Genomic DNA, 19,314 nt, shown 5'->3' with positions numbered 1-19,314 from the left:
TGGAGTTCTTAGTCCATAGACCATAGACCATGGACTATGGTCTATTCCTCACCTCCATCCATCCCCATCCAAAATGTTACCAATACCTTCTAAAATACTTCCCTCTTCTTTTCTACTATAAGTGCCATAGGCGAGGATACGACCGGCAAGGCGGCTGATTGGCAGGGTTTGAATCCAAACTATGCCTGGTCCTCGGAGGGTAGCGAAGAACAATCCTTCACCTCCGAAAATGGTATTTTTAATGCCTCCAACGAATTGTATATCGTAGTCGATTCCTGAAGTAAATCCAACAATACAGCCTGTATCTACTTTCAACACTTCACCTGGTTGTAACTGTTTTTGCACAACATGTCCGCAGGCATGCAAGAAACACATTCCATCACCTTCCAGTTTCTCCATGATAAAACCTTCACCGCCAAACAATCCTGTTCCTAGCTTACGCTGAAATTCTAGTCCTACACTCACACCTTTGGCAGCACAGAGGAAAGCGTCTTTTTGGCAAATCACTTTGTTTTGAAACCTGGATAGATCAACCGGAATAATTTTACCCGGATAGGGGGAGGCAAAACTTACGGTTTTAATTCCGCCACTAACATTGGTAAATGCAGTCATAAAAAGGTTTTCACCAACAAGAACCCTTTTCCCGGCATTGAGTAGTTTACCCAGCAGGCCACCTTGTTGTTTACTGCCATCACCAAACAGGGTTTCCATCTGGATACCATCTTCCATCATCATAAACGCCCCAGGTTCAGCAATAGCAGTCTCATTCGGATCAAGCTCAACCTCTACATACTGCATTTCCTCCCCGTAAATTTTATAATCTATTTCATGGTTTTGTTTCATATAATAAGCGTTTTAAAAATTAGTAGTGACTCTTACAAAAATATTACATAATTTCTGTGTGTTTCTGTGTTTTCAGTGGCAATCCATCCTACAATACTACTCTTTTAATCCCAAGTCTGTCTTCTCCAAAATTAACGATCAGTCCAACTTTACAACCGGAAACTTTTAGGTAATTAATTGTTTGTTTATATTGTTCATCTGCTATTCCAGATTGAGCCTTAACCTCTAATATAATTTGATTACAAACTACAAAGTCGGCAAAGAATTTATGCGGTAAGATTATATTTTTATATTCAATTACATATTGTTTTTCTCTGGTGTAAGTAATATCTCTTTTTCTAAGTTCATATTCGATGGCATCTTTATAAACTATTTCGAGAAATCCTTTACCTAGAATGCGGTGAACTTCAATGCAGATTGATAATATTAAACCAGTCTCTGTTTGAAGTGGATAATTTGAGGGGTTATATTTATGCATGTTTATTGTCATTTATTGCCACTGAAAGCACAGAGTTACACAGAAAATGATAAGTATATACCGCAAAAAAAGCCGCCCCTGAGAGCAGGGGCGGCGTGGATTATTACCAAAACCAACTGTAAAGACTCTTTAGAACCAGCTACCTGTAAAAGCCTGGTTAACCGTTGCCACATTTTTCAATCTTTTCTCACGTTTCTTTCTGGCAATCCTGTTTCTGATCAGTGCTGCAACCATCAGGAACAAGAAGATAATTGTCAAAGGTGGTATACCCATAAAGCTGATCCACTTACCTCCAAACATTCTGCGCATTGGTCTGCGTAAACGTTCTGCAATAAGGTACATAGCTGGTACAATAATCAACGTCATAAAGAAAGCGAATGCAAGACCAAAGATGATGGTCCAGCTTAATGGCTTCCAGAATACAACGTTATCACCACCAAAGAAAATTCTTGGATTCAACTCTGAGAACAGTGTAACAAAGTTGATGTTGAAACCAACAGCAATCGGAATAAAGGCGAGAATAGCAGCAAGAGCGGTTAACAATACCGGAATGATACGTGTTTTACCTGCTTCAATAACAGCTTCCCTGGTTTTCATACCCCTTGCTCTCAACTCATCAGCAAATTCAATTACGAGGATACCATTTTTAACTACGATACCTGCAAGACCAACAATTCCCAATCCAGTCATCAATACCGATACTTCCATTCCTGTGATGGTAAACCCGATGAACACACCGATCACACTGAATATAATTTCAGTTAAGATGATGACTGGTTTACTTACACTGTTGAATTGTAGCACAAGGATCAACAGAATAGAAGCCAATGCGATAAGTAGTGCTTTGAAAAGGAATGCACCTGTTTCAGCCTGTTGCTCACCCTCACCTGTTTGCTTAATAGTTACACCATCCGGTAAACCTTTAAAAGCAGTGATGTGTTTTGCAAGTTCCTGGTTTACGGCAGTTGCATTAAAGCCCTCTGTTGTCAAAACGTTTGAACGTAGGGTGATCAGTCGTTTCTGGTTCTTTCTTTTTACACTTCCTAATGTACTGGTAGGTTCTACCTTTACCAGCGCACTGATTGGAATATGCTTAACCGCACCACCAGCAGCCATATCACGGAATGAAATACGCATGTTTAACAGATCGGTTAAACTTTTACGTTGCATTTCATTGTTGCGTAATTGAATTTTATATTCTTCTTTTCCTTCTTTTATTTTAGATACTTCCCTTCCAAATAAAGCCGTACGTATTTCCATGCCAATCTGTGCGGTAGAAACACCTTCAATTAAAGCACGCTGTCTGTCAACTATCAAAGTAATCTCCGGATTTTTCAAATCAATATCCATTTTCAGTTCTTCAACTCCGGGCACCTGAATAGAATCAAGGTAGTTTTTCATTAAGCTGGCGCCTTTGATAAGGGCATCAAAATCCTCACTGGCAATTTCAATATTGATTGGAGGATCAGTGGGAGGCCCACCATTTTCCTGATCAACACTTATTTCTGCACCAGGAATTCCTTTCATTTGAGCACGAATCTGATCAAGGAATGGCCTTGTAGAAACACCATGTCTTTTTTCAAATTCCACAAAAGACACCTGAATTCTTCCCAGCTCACTTCTTGTACTTCTATCGCCTGCCGTAGGATCACCTGCGCCAACAGCTACGTTACTGATGATACTTTCAACGATCGGATTATGCTTTCCGTTTTCTGTACCAAGCACTTTATTTACACGACCCTCTAAAATTTTAGTGATAGAATCTGTGTATTCAACATCCGTACCTACGGGTAATTTGAGGTACACAAAAATCTGGTTAGGATCACCTTTCGGGAAGAAAGTAACAGGGATACGACCACTGCCAATAGATCCCACAAATAAGAACATTGAAATAAAGAATAAAGCAATAGTGCCTAACAATAAATGTACAGGTCTCCATCCATTCAATGCCCAACGAAGAAGGCTTTCGTAATGACTCATGATCCATGGTAAAGCCTTGTTCTGGAAATTATGAATAGCATCATCCAGTATATAACGGTTTAATACCACCAGTATCATGAAGAATAATAAAAGATTACCCCAGAAAGTAGCGCCTGCAACGTCTAGTAGAATACCTAAAACAATGGCAATCCAAAAACCTTTCTTTCTGAAAATCGCACTTTTCGCTTCTTTCACATCGCTTTCAGGATGGTTCATGAAGTCCACAGCGAATATGGGGTTCATGATAAATGCTACCACCAGTGATGCTGCTAGTGTAAAGATGAGCATGGTGGGGAGGTAAACCATGAATTTACCAATGATACCTGGCCAGAAAAGTAGCGGGAAAAACGGTGCCAGTGTAGTAAGTGTACCTGCTAATACAGGAATAAATACCTCACCAGCAGCAATTCTTGCAGAGAATGCTGTGCTAAGTTTACCTTTTCCTTCAATAAATATCCTGTGTGTATTTTCTATCACCACAATGGCATCATCCACGATAATGCCCAATCCGAATAATAGGGCAAATAGTACGATGAAGTTCAGGGTAACATGGGTGCCAACAATCAGATCGGCTCCTGGTAGAAATACAAATGCCACAAACATACTCAGTGGAACAGAAAGGGCCACAAAGAAGGCATTAACAACACCCATAAAGAACATCAATACAATCAATACCAGCACAAAGCCAATGATGATTGAGTTAACCAGATCGTTGAATGAAGTACGAGTTTGTATACTCTGGTCACCTGTAATCACCACTTTCATATCTGTGGGATAAATCACACTCTTACCTTCTTCTACTATCTTCTTTACTCCATCACTTGTTTCAATCAGGTTCTCACCACTTCTTTTGATGATATTCAGTGTTACCACATTTTTACCATCTAAGCGAGCATAGCTTTCTTTCTCTTTGATGGTATCAACAATATGGGCAATATCTTTCAGATAAATTGGGGCACCGTTTGTGTTTCTAACAATAATTTGCTGGATATCAAAAGCAGTTTTCAGTTGACCTTTCAATTGAAGGTTACGCTTCATATTTCCCACTTCTAACAAACCACCCGAAATATCAACGTTTTCGCGTTGTATCGCAGCGTTGATGTCGTCGAAAGTAATACCGGCACTTTGCATACGATAGTTGTCGATATTTACCTGAAATTCTCTTTCCGGTGCACCAACGAGGTCTACCCGATTAATTTGAGGAAGATCTTCCAGTTTGTCTTTCAGATCATCCGCATATTTTTTCAACCTTGGTAAATCATAATCACCACTAAGGTTTACATACATGATCGGCTGCTCACTAAAACTTACTTCAAGAACGGTTGGTTCCTGTGTAAGGTCTGTAGGCAGATCCTGCTTGGCTTTATCAACTGCATCCTTTACTTTCTGTAAAGCAATATCTGTTTTTACATCAGTATCGAATTCTACCATGATGGCAGAAAAGTCTTGCTGGGATGTACTTGTAAACTTTTTAATTTTCGCACCTGTGATACCTTTAATCTGTTTTTCGATCGGTCTGGTAACCAGGTTTTCTATGTCTTTCGGAGAGTTACCTACATGTATGGTCTGAACATAAATAGTAGGGATAACAATATCCGGAAATTGTTCTTTAGGTAAGGTTACGAATTGGAATATACCCGCAAGACTCACAAACAACATCATCAGGTAGATGGATGTTTTATTTTTGATACTCCAGGTAGTCGGCCCAAATTCTTTGAACTTACCTTTTATATTTTCTAATGCACTCATACAATTAGTTTAAATGATCTTCAATCTTTCAAAAGGCATTAAGTTGATTACTTAGTGCTGCTGATTATAACCTGTCCATCGTATAAGCTCTGGTAGCCATCAATGATCACAAGGTCTCCGGATTGTAATCCAGACTTGATTTCAAGTTTATCACCATAAAATTCACCTGGTATTACCATTTTCTTTCTGGCAACCATTTTACCTTTTTCATTGGATGCAACCATTACATATTTACCTTTCTCATCATTTTGCAAAGTATTCAGGGGTACTACTATTGCATTATTAACAGCATAATCCTGAATTTGAACCATTGCAATCTGATTTGGTCTAAAATCTTTGTTATTAGGCACTTTTGCTTCTATGAAGAAACTACGGCTGATAGGATTAATGATTTTACCAGAAACACCTACGCTTGACTCAACTGTTTTTTGGATATCAGGTAAAGTAATACGGAGTTTGGTTCCTTTGCCAACCCTGTCAAGGTAATTCTCCGGAACTTCTGTGGTTACCTTAAGGTTGCTGGTATTCACAATTTTAATCTGACCAGACCCAACAAAAAGTTCACCAACACGAATGTTTACATCTTCTGCTACGCCACTTACATCGCTGTAAACAGAAGTGAATTGTAATTGTTCTTTTGATATTTTAACTTGCTCCTCTGCACTTTTCAATTGGTTCTCGAGGGTTTCAACATTGTTTTTTGCAGTAATCAGTTGTACTTCAGTACCAATATTCTGATCCCAGAGATTTTTTTGTTTCTGGTACAATGTTTTTGCAAAAGATAACTGGGTTTTCAAGGTTTCGAGTCCTTTTTCAGCAGCTAATAAACTTTGGCGGGGTAAAGCGTCATCAAGTTTTAAAATGAGCTGACCTTTTTTTACTTCGTCGCCACGCTTAATAAAAAGTGCTTTTACCTGGCCACCACCACCACGTGGGGTTACGAAAGAGATATTTTCCGATTCGATTTTACCCTGTAAATCTATATAGTGGGTAAAAGATTCAGGAGTAATAGCAGCAAATGCAACCAGTTTTGCATTTTCAGGTTTAGCAGAAGAAGGGTCAAGCTTTACAATCAATGCCTCCAGCTCACTGATTTCACCTTCAATTTTTTCTTTTTGCTTTTTTAATTCAGCAAGCTTTGCTTTCTGTTCTTTTGCTGCTCCGGAACCTTCCGAAGTACTTGCACCACAGGAGGCAAGCGTAACAGTAGCAGCCAATACTGCAATAGAGAATATTTTTTGCATATAGTTAGGTTTATTGGTCATTATAATTTTCCAATTGCTTTTAAGTAATCTACCCTGGCAATAATTGCACTGTACAGGGCACTGATATAATTTGTTTGTGCTGTTACGAGGTCGGTTTGAGCGGCCGTGATCTCCGTATTTGATCCGGTACCGACTTCATATTTCTTCTTTGTTTGATTATACACGCTTTCTGCCAGTTGCATATTTTTCTTTTGGAAATTCATGGTAGCAATAGCAGTTCTGAAATTCACACGTGATTGAGCTACTTCGTTATCAATAGTTAATTTCAGGTTGTCGAGCTGGTTTTCGGTTTGCTTCAATTCGAAACGGGCTTTTTTGATGCGTGCATCTTTTCCGAATCCATCAAAAATGGGAACGGAGATATTCAATCCGATGAATGATGTAGTAAACCAATCGCCTTTACCAAAAAAATCAAACTTATTACGCTGGGCATTTTTGGTATAAGAACCTGATAAAGAAACGGTAGGCAGATAACTTAACTGGTAACGCTTAATATTGAATTCATTTAATTTTTTACCCAGACTCAGGTATTGAAAATCCTTTCTGTCTGTGTAATTATAAGCTGTATCCAATGTAAAATCACGGCTTATCTGGTCTTCGGTTAATTTATCAACTAAAACCAGGCTATCAGTAACAGGCATTCCCAGTAAGGTTTTTAGTCCCATGTATCCAAGATCAATACTGTTGAGTGCTTTTAATTTCTCTGTTTCAAGATTAGCCACCTGTACAGCAATTTTATCCAGATCCAGTTTTTCGGCGAAACCGTTTTTGTAAAGCTCTTTAGTGTCGTGTTCCAGTTTGCTTAACCTGCTGATATTAGCATCGAGTAAATCAATCTGGGTTTTACTAACAACCAGTTGGTAATAGATTTTGTAAATATTGGTCTTGATCATTTCTTCGGTTACTTCTTTGTTCTTCGCCTGGAATTCCATAGACGTTTTTCTTGCCTGAAGTCCGATAAATACCTGACCATCAAATAACAACTGCTGGAGTTGCAAAGTAGCGGAGGCATTGTATTTAACCCCAAACCGAACGGGAATAAAAGTACCGGGTGCACTACCAAAAAATTCACCTGGTAGTAAGGATACTGGTAGTTGTAAGTAATCATTACCAGATAAGGTACCACTTACGGTAGGCAGTGCTGCCGAAGTAATGTCGCGATTGGTTTGCTGTTGTACCTGAATATTTAACAAGGCATTTTTAACCTGCACATTGTTTTTATAGGCATAATCTACACATTGCTGAATGGTAAATTCATGGCGTGTAGCATTTTGAGCAGATGTAATTGTACTAATTACCAGCCCCAACAGTAAAACCATGTTTTGTATTTTTCTTCGTTTACTCATAGTTTACTTTTTAGTCTTTGTTGCTTGTATTTTTGAATCAGTTTAAGTCCTTTGGCTGATGCCATCCCATAAAGAAAATTATCCGTTATTTCTGCGATAATCTGTGCGGCAGTGAACTTTGAGGGGGGGAAGCTTTCTGTGTCGAACATCAGGAATATCGTAGCAAGTCTGAATCGGGTTAGTATTTCTACATTGATATCATCTCTGTATAATTCATCTTTAATTCCCCATTCAAGATTCGATTTTATGAGGTCATAAAAGAATTTGTTTTTATGATCAAGAAATTTACGATAGGCCTTCGGATGATATTTTTCAAGATCAAACATCACGGAAGGGTTCATGTGTTTCAACATTTCGAGTGCGCGGTCGATTGTCATAAAAAGTTCATGGACCGCATTTTCACTCGATTCACGAAAGCAAGTGCAATCCGTTTTACTTTTTTCAATTTCAATACCGATTGCTCCTTCAACCAGTGCATCTTTATCGGCATAAAACTGGTAAATGGTTTTTTTGCTCATGCCCAGGTGGTTGGCAATCTCATCCATACTCACACTGCGCAGGCCATAACGCATGAATAATTCATGTGCTTTGGTTAATATTCTTTCTTGTGTTTCCATACGCGTAATTCGGGCGCAAAACTATGGAAACTTTAAACGTAACCAAAGTTTCCATGTTTTTTTTGGATTAAATCTGTGTTAAACGGTCACAAAATCTGATGAATGAAATGCTTATAATCGTTAGTTTTTTGCCTTTCCCAACCGTTTAAAACGGTTGATTTGTATAATTCTTAGTTATTTTACATTCTAATAAGACCCAATGAACTTTAAAACGATCATCCGTATTTACGGAAAAAAATTGCTGCAATTTTTCTTCCAGGGACTTATTGTACTGGCTCCAATCGGTATTACGCTATGGGTGGTAATTGGACTTTTTACCTGGATAGATGGTATTTTACCTAATCTTATTCATGCACTGTTTCCGAGTTTATTAGAGAAAGATGCGGCTGGTAACCTAAAAAGCTTGCCTGGACTGGGTTTTGTTGTAGTAATAGCACTGGTATTGTTGGTGGGTTGGATATCTTCTTTATTTGTTGTTGGAAGGCTGGTTACCCTGCTTGATACGGTGTTGGAGAAAACGCCGGGTATAAAATTTATTTATTCCTCTGTAAAAGATTTTCTGGAAGCTTTTGCGGGTAACAAAAAGAAATTTGATAAACCTGTACTTGTGAATGTAGATGCTCCTGATGTTTGGAGGGTTGGATTCATTACCCAGCAATCAGCAGCAGACTTTGGTATGGAGGATCATGTAACTGTTTATGTACCACATTCTTATGCCATATCTGGTATAACCTATATCGTATCCAAGGACCGTATCAAACCCTTGAATGATGTAAGCGCAGCCGATGCCATGAAATTCGCAGTATCGGGTGGGGTTACTGATGTTCATGAGTAGCTATTGTACATAGACCATAGACCATGGTCCATGGACTATGGTCTCTTGACTATTTCCTACCTTGCGGCTTCAAGCAACCGAAATGAGCATACATAATTTTAATTCCGGGCCTTCTGTACTGCCTAAAATTGTTATGGAGCAGGCATCACAGGCCATTCATGATTTTAATGGTACTGGTTTATCTATTCTGGAAATAGGTCACCGCACCAAACATTTTCAGGCTGTAATGGATGAAGCAATCTCTTCTGTTAAACAACTGATGGATTTAGGTGATGACCATGAAGTACTGTTCCTTCATGGTGGTGCCACTACCCAGTTTATGCAGGTGCCGATGAATTTGTTGGATGATGCTGCCACGGCGGCCTATCATATTAATGGTATATGGGGTAAAAAAGCGGCCACTGAGGCAAAACTCTTTGGGAAAGTGGAAATTGTTGCAGATAGTTCAGACAAGAACAATACTTATATACAGAAAGATTTTGCAATTCCAGCGAATGCGGCTTACCTGCATTTAACCACTAACAATACTGTTGAAGGAACTCAGTGGCATCAATTTCCTGATACCAATATTCCCTTAGTGGCAGATATGAGTAGCGATATTTTTTGCAGACCAGCTGATTACAAGCGTTTTGGGTTGATATATGCCGGCGCTCAAAAAAACATGGGAGCTGCAGGTGTAAACCTGGTAGTGATTCGTAAAGACCTGCTCGGTAAAGTAAAGCGTACAGTGCCAACGATCATGGACTACCAAAAACATATTGCTGCTGGTTCTCTGATGAATACCCCGCCTGTTTTTGCTGTATATGTCAGCATGCTAACCCTGAGATGGATAATACAAGAAGGCGGTCTTGCAGAAATGCAAAAAAGAAATGAAGCAAAAGCAAACCTATTATACCAAACCATCGATAGCCTTCCCATCTTTAAGCCAACGGTGGAGAAAGAAGACAGAAGCTTGATGAATGCCGTATTCTTCCTGTCAGACCCAAATTTAGAACCTGAATTTCTTGAAGTATGCAAAAATGAAGGGATGATTGGTGTAAAAGGCTACCGCACAGTGGGGGGCATTAGAGTAAGTATGTACAATGCTTTGGCATTGGAAAGCGTAGAAGCTATCTGTGATCTGATGAAAGACTTTTCCCTAAGAAAAGGCTAATATTTTTATAAGCGGTAGAAGTGGCATTCGGATTTTTCCTAATTTTGGACCGAAAAACGATTTTGGTCGAAAAATGATATTGTCCGCAAAAGAAGAGATCGTTAAAGACGACATCCTTAAAGAAGCACAGAAACTATTCCAGCAATTTGGTCTTAAAAAGACCACCATGGAAGATATTGCCCGTTCCATGGGAAAAGGGAAAAGCACACTTTATTATTATTACTGCAGCAAAGAAGAAATTTTCGATGCGGTAATCAGTAAAGAAATGAATGAAGTGTTTAATGAGGCTAAAGAAGCCACTGAAAAAGCCAGATCGGCTGAAGAAAAACTACGGTCGTTTACCATTACAAAAATCAGGGCACTTCAAAAAAAATCAAATTTATATAAAGTAGTTAAGGGTGAAATGCAGGAGAATATGCGCTGTATGAAACACCTGCATACCGAATATGACCAACAGGAAGTAAAGCTGGTAACAGATATCCTGGCATTTGGCGTAAAGAGTGGAGAGTTTGCTACATCCCTAAAAAAAGAATTGGATATCCTTCCTTTAATTATTGTGAGCTCATTGCGTGGATTAGAGCGTGATCTGTTTGCGGGTAATAAATACCCCAAAATGGAAACCCGTATCGATTCTATTGTTAATATAATGGTGAAGGGGTTAAAAAAATAAAATTGGTTCTGAAACGTCCCGTCACAGACGGGACTATTTTAATAATTGAGAAAAACGATTACATGAAAACACAAATACAACCCGCAAGCGGAAAATTAGGCATACTGCTGCCGGGGTTAGGAGCAGTCGGAACCACCGTAATTGCTGGTGTAATGGCTGTAAATAAAGGAATTGCACAACCAATCGGAGCATTGACCCAAATGGGAAATATCAGGTTAGGTAAGAGAACAGAGAACCGTTACCCGCTTATCAAAGACTTTGTACCCCTGGCACCATTATCGGATGTGGTTTTTGGAGGATGGGATGTGTATAGTGATAATGTGTATGAAGCTGCCATGAATGCAAAAGTGCTGGATCCATTATTGCTTAATGCTATCAAACCCGAACTGGAATCAATTAAACCCATGAAAGCGGTGTTTGATAAATCCTATATCAAAAACCTGGATGGCACACATATTAAAGAAGCTGCCAGTAAATGGGATCTTGCCAATGAAGTAATCAGTGATATTGAAAACTTTAAATCGGCTAATGGATGTGACCGTATTGTTATAGTATGGTGCGGTTCAACAGAAAAATATATAGAACCTTCTGCTGTTCATGAAACCATTGCTTCCTTTGAAGAAGGCTTGCGTAATAATGATCCTGCTATATCACCAAGTATGATCTATGCTTATGCTGCCATTAAAATCGGCGTTCCCTATGCAAATGGCGCACCTAATTTAACCTGTGATATCCCTGCATTGATAGAGCTTTCAAAAGAAACGAATACACCTATCGGAGGAAAGGATTTTAAAACAGGCCAAACATTGATGAAAACCATACTGGCACCAGGGTTACACGCAAGGGCGCTGGGCGTTAAGGGTTGGTTCTCTACCAATATATTAGGTAACCGAGATGGTTTAGTATTGGATGATCCGGATAATTTTAAAACCAAAGAAGTATCTAAACTAAGTGTACTGGAAGATATATTCCAACCTGATATTAATCCTGCATTGTATGGTGATCTTTACCACAAAGTGCGCATCAATTATTATCCGCCACATGGTGATAATAAGGAGAGCTGGGATAATATCGACATTTTCGGATGGCTTGGTTATCCTATGCAGATTAAGATAAACTTCCTTTGTCGTGATTCTATTCTTGCGGCACCCATTGTTTTAGATCTGGCCATTTTTATGGATCTCGCAAAACGTGCCAATATGAGTGGTATCCAGGAATGGTTATCCTTCTATTTTAAATCGCCACAAACAGCACCTGGGTTGAGACCTGAGCATGATATCTTCAAACAACTCATCAAATTGCAGAATACATTAAGGCATATTATGGGAGAAGATTTGATCACGCATCTTGGACTTGATTATTACCAGGATTTGGTAGAGGCTTTATGATGATTAAGATGCATAAAACAATTGCCAGTCTCTTTGGTATTGGTTATATAAAAGGAGGTGGAACAATTGCTGCGGCAGTTTTCTGCGTGCCTTGGTACCTGCTCCGTGAATCGGAATCATTTGGAATTGTAAGTATTATACTTACGCTAATGGTTACCGTGATAGGCATTTGGACGGCGCAGTCTGTTGAGAAAGATTGGGGTAAAGACAGTGGAAAGGTAGTGATAGATGAGGCAGCGGGAATGATGATCAGCCTGCTTTTTGTTCCACCAACCTTACCTTATATAATAACAGGATTTGTACTGTTTCGAATATTGGACATAACAAAGCCATTATTGATCAGAAAAACAGAATCGCTGCCCGGTGGATGGGGTGTAATGTTAGATGATGTGATAGCTGGCATATATGCAAACCTGTTATTACACACAATTATGTGGTTAAATATTTTTTAATTGATGGTTACTTTTGTAAAAGCACAAGCTGCTTCACTGGCAGCTACCATTGTTGATTTTACTGTTTTCATTTTATTGACAACAGTATTCAGTTGCTGGTACCTGGCTGCAAGTATAACTGGAACCATCTCTGGGGGTATTGCTAATTTTTTACTGGGTAGGGTATGGGTGTTCGAAGCCAGGGAAGGCAGGGTTCCCATGCAGGCATTTAAATACCTGCTGGTATGGGCAGGTAATTTGTTACTGGTTACAGGAGGCGTATTTGTAGTAAAAGAATATATTGGCCTGGCACCCCTAACCTCAAAAATTATCGTATCTCTAATTGTAGGGTTCACCTATAATTATATGTTACAAAAAAAATTCGTGTTCAAATAATAACAAAAAATGAAAAGTAAAAGAGCAGTTGTAAGGTGGGTGTTGCCGGTTATACTGATGCTGTTTGGATTTATGCAGGGTATGGCTCAAACTGTTATCACCGGAAAAGTGGTAGATGCGGTAAGCAAAACACCATTACAATATGTAAGCGTCGTATTTAAAGGAGGAAGAGGTACTGTTACGGATAGTCTTGGACAATTTACACTCCGTTCAAATGGTAATATCAATATCATTATTGCTTCTTATGTAGGATACCTGAATGTTCCAAAAACCATTATTCCTGGGAAGGAGCAGACCATTGATTTCGAATTAGAAGTTGATCCTAAGTCCATCAATAACGTTACTGTATCAACCAATAAAAGAGCCAAATACAGAAACAAAAACAATCCGGCAGTAGACCTGATCAGGAGAGTGATTGATAATAAACCCCTGAACAGACCGGAAAAGTATGACTATGTTGAATACGACCAGTACGAAAAACTGGAAGTCTCACTTAGTAGTGTACCAGAGAAACTGGCCAATAACCGAATGCTTCGTAAATACCAGTTTCTTTTTGAAAACAGGGATACGGTTAAACTGAAAGGAAAAACTTTGTTACCTGTTTATCTTGAAGAGAAACTAACCCAAAAGTATTATCGTAAAAAACCGGAAAAAACAAAGTCGATTGTAAGGGGCGAAAAAAAGGTGAATTACGGTGAATACATCGATAATGATGGGGTAAGCCAATACCTGAACAGGTTAATCATGGATGTAGATATCTATGATGATAATATACCATTATTCACCTATCAGTTCCTGAGTCCGATTGCAGATCTTTCCCCAACATTTTATATGTTCTATATCCGTGATACCATCACAGATGATAGCGGAAAGAAACTCATTAAAATGTATTTCACTCCAAGAAATACCAATGACCTCCTGTTTCGTGGTAATATGTATATCACATTAGATGGTAACTATGCGGTACAAAGGCTGGATATGTTCCTCAGTAAGAATGTAAACCTCAACTTTGTTAGGGAATTACATATCGATCTTGATTTTGAACAAAACCCGGATGGACGTTATCATTTAAGCAGAAGTAATGTAATGGCAGAAGCCGCTGCCACCAAAGGTGCAAGCGGAGGATTCTTTGGAGAAAGGACGGTTTCTTTTAAAAACTATAAAATCAATGAAGCAAAACCTGATACATTATACGACGGACCTTCATTGGTAAAAACTGATAAGGTAGATAAACTCCCTGATAGTTTCTGGGAGCAGAACAGGCATGATACACTTAGTGGAACTGAATCGAAAATTTACTCCAATATTGATAGCCTGGAGAAAATGCCCTCATTCAGAAGAACCATGGCAATCGCAACTTTCTTATTTTCAGGGTATACTTCATTAGGGCCGGTAGAAATTGGTCCAGCCGCTGCATTCTATGGATTTAATCCCATAGAAGGTTTTAAACTAAGACTCGGTGGCCGAACTACACCTAAACTGAGTAAACGTATTTATTTTGAAACCTATGGTGCATATGGCTTCAAAGATGAAAAGTTCAAATACTTTTTTGGAACTACCTATTCTTTGAACAATAAATCAATTTATACGTTCCCGTTAAAATTTATCCGGGCCAGCTATCAACATGATACAAAGATTCCTGGTCAGGAACTACAGTTTGTACAGGAGGATAATTTCTTCCTTTCATTTAAAAGAGGTAACAACGATAAATGGATTTACAACGACATATTCAAGTTAGAATATGTTCATGAACTCCGGAACAGACTTTCCTATACACTTGCCTTTAAAAACTGGCGACATACTCCTGCTGGATCTATTATTTATAATAAAATAGTGAATGGTAATGTGGTGAATGTACCATCTATTAATACCTCAGAATTTTCTGCCCAATTGCGCTGGGCACCAAATGAGCAATTCTATCAGGGTAAAGTGTTCCGTATTCCTATCATTAATAAGTATCCCATTTTTACCTTGCGTTTTACGGCGGGTGTAAAAGGGGTATTTAAAAGCGAATACAATTACCAGAACATTAATCTGAGAGCAGAGAAAAGAGTATTCATGTCTCAGTTAGGATATAGCGATGTAGTATTAGAAGGTGGATATACTTTCGGAACTGCACCATATCAGTTATTAACTGTGCATAGGGCTAACCAAACTTATGCATATCAACTGAATTCTTATAACCTGATGAACTTCCAGGAATTTGTAAGTGATCGTTATGCTACTTTATTGGTAGATCACCATTTTAATGGTCTCATCTTTAACAGGATTCCTTTATTGCGTAAATTGAAACTAAGAGAGTTACTGTCGATGAAGATTATTTATGGAGGCATTAGCGATAAAAACAATCCCGATAAAAATCCGGACCTGATTAAGTTCCCGACAGCCGCGGGTGTTCCAACTACATTCTCACTCAGCAAGAAACCATATATTGAAGGAAGTGTGGGTGTTGGTAATATCTTTAAACTTTTCAGGGTAGATCTGATCAGAAGATTTAATTATAAAGAAAATCCAAATATCAGTACATGGGGAGTAAGGGCACGATTTAAATTTGATTTCTGATTTAGTACTTAATTTGCGTCATCAAATAAAGCATGGAAAAAGTTCCTTTAAGAATTAAACTTCAAAAAGCCATTTATGTTGTTATCGACCCCTTCGTTAAGGGGTTGATTAAACTGGGCCTTACCCCTAATATGGTAACGCTTATTGGGTTTGTATTAAATATTGGTGTTGCTATAATATTTATTGAAGGGGGTGAAAGAGGCCACAGAGGCGATTTATCTTATGTTGGATGGGCTGGTGCATTGGTGCTATTTGCTGGTTTATTTGATATGCTTGATGGACAAGTAGCCCGTCTTGGAAAAATGAGTTCCTCTTTCGGTGCACTGTTCGATTCAGTATTAGACAGATATAGTGAATTGGTCATGTTCCTTGGTATTTGTTATTACTTAATTGCCCATCATTATTTCCTGAGCTCATTATTTGCATTTATTGCCATGATCGGGTCAATGATGGTCAGTTATACAAGGGCAAGAGCAGAAGGTTTGGGTATTGAATGTAAAGATGGATTAATGCAACGTCCTGAGAGAGTTGTATTAATAGGTGTATCTGCAATTGCATGTGGTATAGCCGGTGAATATATTGGCGGCGACTGGAAATGGTATGTTAGTGGAATAAAGTTTCATGTGCTTGAAACCATGTCAATCTTTACTCTTCCACTTACACTAATGGCTGTATTAACCAATATAACTGCAATTAATAGGTTACGTAGTTCAAAAAAAGCATTAGATGCAAAAGATGGACTAGTGAAAGCATCCCAAAAAATGGGAGCCCCTGCGTTGATCATTGCTATTGCCTCAATTTTTATGCTGGCACCCCTTAGTGAAACAAAAGCACAGGGAGAAACACCAGGTGCAAATGCTCCAACCCACCGCACAGCTATTGAGCCTCAGGATACCTTCCCGGTGCCTAAGGGGAATAGTAAACAATTATTTTACCTGCAGCGAACTTCAAACACAAACACTATTGTTTGTGAACTGAGGTATAATAAACAGGGTGAAGTAGACGAAGATGATCCTGTGCATGTATTTTGGATTCGTTATCCGGAAGGCGGACAGAAAAAGGAGCTATCTTATATACAGCGTGTTTTTGCCTATGGTATAAAATCACAGGCGGTCGGAAAGGATTCCTATAAAATACATTTTGTATCCTATAAAAAACGTCCGCTATACCTGATGCGTTCCCCAAAAGATAACCAGTTCAAGGTATATACTACCATTAATAACCAGCAGGCAGTGCTTACACGTATTTTTATCAAGATTGATGGAGGTACTTTCTGGTCGCCGAATGTAGTGTATATGGAAATGAAAGGGATAGACGAACAAACTGGTAAAGAAGTAATGCAAAGATTTAAACCCTGATATGACAGGTAAGTCTACATTAAATGAGTCTTTTTTTTCGGTAAGGCATGTGCTGGCAACTACCCTGGCATCGCTGACTTATTTAGTACTTAGTTATTGGTTGATTGGTTATAAACAAGATCAGTTGACACTGGTGTTGTTTTTTAATATTTGCTACTATCTCTCTCGAATAACCAGGAAATTTATTTTAGGGTTCTCCATTTTTATTATTTTCTGGATCATTTTCGATTTCATGAAAGCTTTCCCTAATTATCAGTATCAACAGGTACATATTGGAGATTTATATACAACGGAGAAAAGCCTTTTCGGTATTAATGATCATGGTAAATTACTTACCCCGAATGAATATTGGTTGGCTAATCACACAACATGGCTTGATATAACAACTGGTTTTTTCTACCTCAGTTGGGTGCCGGTACCATTAGGTTTTGCTGCTTTCCTTTTCTTTAAAAACAGAAAATGGTTCTTGCAGTTTTCACTTACTTTCTTATTGGTAAACATCATCGGCTTTATTATTTACTATGTTTATCCTGCCGCACCGCCATGGTATATCCAGGAATTCGGGTTTAATTTTCAAGCAAATACACCTGGAAATACTGCAGGTTTAGGCAGGTTTGATGCATACTTTAACGTACAGGTATTTCAATCATTATATGCTAAAAGTTCAAATGTATTTGCGGCAATGCCATCATTGCATTCCGCATATCCTTTAGTCGTATTATTTTATGGATTGAAATTCCGGTTAAAGTGGATCAATATCATTTTTGCAATGATTATGGTAGGAATTTGGTTCTCAGCAGTATATACGAGTCATCATTATGTGCTGGATGTATTAGCTGGTATTTTATGTGCAATAACAGGAATAGCACTTTTTACCTGGCTTTCTGAAAAACAATCGTTTGTTAAACGGGCAATTGAAAAATACACGCTTAATATAAAGTAATGCCCCCGGCTTTCATAACTTTTCTTTTATAATTATTTACGGATATTTGCGCAATGGCAATTATTAAACCCTTTCGGGCATTACGTCCGCAACCACAGTTGGCTAAGCAAGTAGCCAGCAGACCCTACGATGTATTAAACAGTGCAGAAGCTAAAATAGAAGCACAAGGAAATCCAAGTTCTTTTCTGCATATCACCAAAAGCGAAATAGATTTGTCAGACAGTATCGATATTCATGCTCAGGAAGTATATGAGCAAGCGAAAGCAAATCTGGATGCATTCATGAAGCGTGATGTGTTGTTTCGCGAATCAAAGCCTTGTTACTATATCTATCAATTAATAATGAACGGACGCTCGCAAACAGGACTTGTATGTGTGAGTAGTATTGATGATTATGAAAATGATATTATTCGTAAACATGAATTTACCCGTCCGGAAAAAGAGCAGGATCGTATAAATCATATCCGTATTTCCGGAGCACAAACAGGCAATGTTTTCCTGGCATACAGAAGTAACGCATCCATGGATGAATTAATTTCAAAGTGGAAAGAAACTAAGTCTCCCGTTTATGATTTTACTGCCGACGATGATATTCAACATACGATCTGGATTGTAAATGATACGACTGTATGTGATCAGATTACCCAGATTTTTCAAGAACAAATACCCTATACCTATATTGCTGATGGTCACCATCGCGCCGCATCTGCAGCAAAAGTTCGTAAGGCATTAGGAACCAATGCAGGTCCTGAAGCGGATTATTTTCTTACCACATTGTTTCCTTCCAATCAGTTGCAAATAATGGATTACAACAGGATTGTTAAGGACCTTAATGGGCTTTCAACCGCTGATTTCATCAAGGCATTGGAAAAGGATTTTGATGTTCAACTTAAGGGTGCCGATGCTGTTAAACCAGCAACATTGCATGAGTTTGGCATGTATTTGGAAGGTAACTGGTATATATTAAATGCAAAACCGGGAACTTACGCTGATGATCCTATAGGTGTACTTGATGTAACCGTTTTACAAAATCATGTATTGGATAAAATATTAAACATAAAAGATCCAAGAACCGATACCAGAGTTGAATTTGTAGGGGGAATCAGAGGGTTATCTGAATTAGAGAAAAGAGTAAATAGTGGCGATTTTGCTGCGGCTTTTAGTTTATATCCGGTTACTATTGAACAACTTTTTGACATCTCAGATAGTGGTAATGTAATGCCACCCAAGAGTACCTGGTTTGAGCCAAAGTTGAGAGATGGTCTGCTTACCCACCTGATTGGTGAATAAATTATTTTAAA

16 protein-coding genes are annotated in these 19,314 nt (G+C 38.5%); 10 read left to right on the top strand and 6 right to left on the bottom strand.

The annotated features are described in order from the left end of the window. Nucleotides 1-48: 48 nt before the first annotated feature. The 6 genes from ACH30E_RS00530 to ACH30E_RS00505 all read right to left on the bottom strand — a co-directional run bounded on the left by ACH30E_RS00530 (nucleotide 49) and on the right by ACH30E_RS00505 (nucleotide 8,278). Nucleotides 49-843 carry a TIGR00266 family protein gene (locus ACH30E_RS00530; protein WP_490823171.1) on the bottom strand — a complete coding sequence of 265 codons (795 nt, stop codon included), beginning with the start codon at nucleotides 841-843 and terminating at the stop codon, nucleotides 49-51. An 88-nt stretch (nucleotides 844-931) separates the two neighbouring features. After that, nucleotides 932-1,321, bottom strand: coding sequence for a GxxExxY protein (locus ACH30E_RS00525; RefSeq protein WP_490823170.1), 390 nt, complete (start codon nucleotides 1,319-1,321; stop codon nucleotides 932-934). A gap of 129 nt (nucleotides 1,322-1,450) precedes the next feature. Next, complete coding sequence (locus tag ACH30E_RS00520) at nucleotides 1,451-5,050, bottom strand: efflux RND transporter permease subunit (protein ID WP_490823169.1); 3,600 nt, start codon at nucleotides 5,048-5,050, stop codon at nucleotides 1,451-1,453. Between the two features lie 47 nt (nucleotides 5,051-5,097). Further along, a complete protein-coding gene (locus ACH30E_RS00515) occupies nucleotides 5,098-6,294 on the bottom strand; it encodes an efflux RND transporter periplasmic adaptor subunit (protein ID WP_490823168.1) in 1,197 nt (398 codons plus the stop codon). Between the two features lie 20 nt (nucleotides 6,295-6,314). Next, a complete protein-coding gene (locus tag ACH30E_RS00510; RefSeq protein WP_294993322.1) occupies nucleotides 6,315-7,661 on the bottom strand; it encodes a TolC family protein in 1,347 nt (448 codons plus the stop codon). After that, nucleotides 7,658-8,278, bottom strand: a complete 621-nt coding sequence (locus ACH30E_RS00505; RefSeq protein ID WP_294993325.1) for a TetR/AcrR family transcriptional regulator — start codon at nucleotides 8,276-8,278, stop codon at nucleotides 7,658-7,660. The genes ACH30E_RS00510 and ACH30E_RS00505 overlap by 4 nt, the downstream gene beginning before the upstream one ends. A gap of 199 nt (nucleotides 8,279-8,477) precedes the next feature. Here ACH30E_RS00505 and ACH30E_RS00500 point away from each other — a divergent pair, with 199 nt between their 5' ends. From ACH30E_RS00500 to ACH30E_RS00455, 10 genes are all read left to right on the top strand, one after another. Beyond that, nucleotides 8,478-9,113: a DUF502 domain-containing protein gene (locus ACH30E_RS00500; RefSeq protein ID WP_490823167.1), complete on the top strand. Its 636-nt coding sequence runs from the start codon at nucleotides 8,478-8,480 to the stop codon at nucleotides 9,111-9,113. Between the two features lie 82 nt (nucleotides 9,114-9,195). After that, entirely contained in the window at nucleotides 9,196-10,266 is a 1,071-nt protein-coding gene (gene serC / locus ACH30E_RS00495; protein ID WP_490823166.1) for a 3-phosphoserine/phosphohydroxythreonine transaminase, read from the top strand. 73 nt (nucleotides 10,267-10,339) lie between these two features. Beyond that, nucleotides 10,340-10,936, top strand: a complete 597-nt coding sequence (locus tag ACH30E_RS00490; RefSeq protein WP_490823165.1) for a TetR/AcrR family transcriptional regulator — start codon at nucleotides 10,340-10,342, stop codon at nucleotides 10,934-10,936. A 62-nt stretch (nucleotides 10,937-10,998) separates the two neighbouring features. Continuing rightward, nucleotides 10,999-12,324 carry an inositol-3-phosphate synthase gene (locus tag ACH30E_RS00485; RefSeq protein WP_490823164.1) on the top strand — a complete coding sequence of 442 codons (1,326 nt, stop codon included), beginning with the start codon at nucleotides 10,999-11,001 and terminating at the stop codon, nucleotides 12,322-12,324. A gap of 8 nt (nucleotides 12,325-12,332) precedes the next feature. After that, a complete protein-coding gene (locus ACH30E_RS00480) occupies nucleotides 12,333-12,776 on the top strand; it encodes a phosphatidylglycerophosphatase A family protein (protein WP_294993340.1) in 444 nt (147 codons plus the stop codon). A gap of 3 nt (nucleotides 12,777-12,779) precedes the next feature. Then, on the top strand, nucleotides 12,780-13,151 hold the full coding sequence (locus ACH30E_RS00475) for a GtrA family protein (RefSeq protein ID WP_294993343.1): 372 nt from the start codon (nucleotides 12,780-12,782) through the stop codon (nucleotides 13,149-13,151). A gap of 9 nt (nucleotides 13,152-13,160) precedes the next feature. Continuing rightward, nucleotides 13,161-15,713 carry a DUF5686 and carboxypeptidase-like regulatory domain-containing protein gene (locus ACH30E_RS00470; protein ID WP_294993346.1) on the top strand — a complete coding sequence of 851 codons (2,553 nt, stop codon included), beginning with the start codon at nucleotides 13,161-13,163 and terminating at the stop codon, nucleotides 15,711-15,713. A gap of 32 nt (nucleotides 15,714-15,745) precedes the next feature. Continuing rightward, on the top strand, nucleotides 15,746-17,071 hold the full coding sequence (locus tag ACH30E_RS00465) for a DUF4833 domain-containing protein (RefSeq protein WP_294993349.1): 1,326 nt from the start codon (nucleotides 15,746-15,748) through the stop codon (nucleotides 17,069-17,071). 1 nt (nucleotide 17,072) lies between these two features. Further along, a complete protein-coding gene (locus ACH30E_RS00460; RefSeq protein ID WP_490823163.1) occupies nucleotides 17,073-18,014 on the top strand; it encodes a phosphatase PAP2 family protein in 942 nt (313 codons plus the stop codon). Nucleotides 18,015-18,067: 53 nt separating this feature from the next. Further along, a complete protein-coding gene (locus ACH30E_RS00455) occupies nucleotides 18,068-19,303 on the top strand; it encodes a DUF1015 domain-containing protein (protein ID WP_490823162.1) in 1,236 nt (411 codons plus the stop codon). Nucleotides 19,304-19,314: the final 11 nt, after the last annotated feature.

It is taken from the genome of Sediminibacterium sp. FW305-C-61 (assembly GCF_058231065.1).
Note: the sequence above shows the minus strand (reverse complement) of the source record. Positions and strands in the feature narration are given on the sequence as shown.

What these genes read in the sequence shown, in the direction of transcription:
- ACH30E_RS00500 (WP_490823167.1), top strand. Translation starts at nt 8,478, where the DNA reads ATGAACTTTAAAACGATCATCCGTATTTACGGAAAAAAATTGCTGCAA.
- ACH30E_RS00475 (WP_294993343.1), top strand. Translation starts at nt 12,780, where the DNA reads ATGGTTACTTTTGTAAAAGCACAAGCTGCTTCACTGGCAGCTACCATT.
- ACH30E_RS00485 (WP_490823164.1), top strand. Translation starts at nt 10,999, where the DNA reads ATGAAAACACAAATACAACCCGCAAGCGGAAAATTAGGCATACTGCTG.
- ACH30E_RS00530 (WP_490823171.1), bottom strand. Translation starts at nt 843, where the DNA reads ATGAAACAAAACCATGAAATAGATTATAAAATTTACGGGGAGGAAATG.
- serC (WP_490823166.1), top strand. Translation starts at nt 9,196, where the DNA reads ATGAGCATACATAATTTTAATTCCGGGCCTTCTGTACTGCCTAAAATT.
- ACH30E_RS00480 (WP_294993340.1), top strand. Translation starts at nt 12,333, where the DNA reads ATGCATAAAACAATTGCCAGTCTCTTTGGTATTGGTTATATAAAAGGA.
- ACH30E_RS00505 (WP_294993325.1), bottom strand. Translation starts at nt 8,278, where the DNA reads ATGGAAACACAAGAAAGAATATTAACCAAAGCACATGAATTATTCATG.
- ACH30E_RS00460 (WP_490823163.1), top strand. Translation starts at nt 17,073, where the DNA reads ATGACAGGTAAGTCTACATTAAATGAGTCTTTTTTTTCGGTAAGGCAT.
- ACH30E_RS00525 (WP_490823170.1), bottom strand. Translation starts at nt 1,321, where the DNA reads ATGCATAAATATAACCCCTCAAATTATCCACTTCAAACAGAGACTGGT.
- ACH30E_RS00455 (WP_490823162.1), top strand. Translation starts at nt 18,068, where the DNA reads ATGGCAATTATTAAACCCTTTCGGGCATTACGTCCGCAACCACAGTTG.
- ACH30E_RS00510 (WP_294993322.1), bottom strand. Translation starts at nt 7,661, where the DNA reads ATGAGTAAACGAAGAAAAATACAAAACATGGTTTTACTGTTGGGGCTG.
- ACH30E_RS00490 (WP_490823165.1), top strand. Translation starts at nt 10,340, where the DNA reads ATGATATTGTCCGCAAAAGAAGAGATCGTTAAAGACGACATCCTTAAA.
- ACH30E_RS00515 (WP_490823168.1), bottom strand. Translation starts at nt 6,294, where the DNA reads ATGCAAAAAATATTCTCTATTGCAGTATTGGCTGCTACTGTTACGCTT.
- ACH30E_RS00520 (WP_490823169.1), bottom strand. Translation starts at nt 5,050, where the DNA reads ATGAGTGCATTAGAAAATATAAAAGGTAAGTTCAAAGAATTTGGGCCG.
- ACH30E_RS00470 (WP_294993346.1), top strand. Translation starts at nt 13,161, where the DNA reads ATGAAAAGTAAAAGAGCAGTTGTAAGGTGGGTGTTGCCGGTTATACTG.
- ACH30E_RS00465 (WP_294993349.1), top strand. Translation starts at nt 15,746, where the DNA reads ATGGAAAAAGTTCCTTTAAGAATTAAACTTCAAAAAGCCATTTATGTT.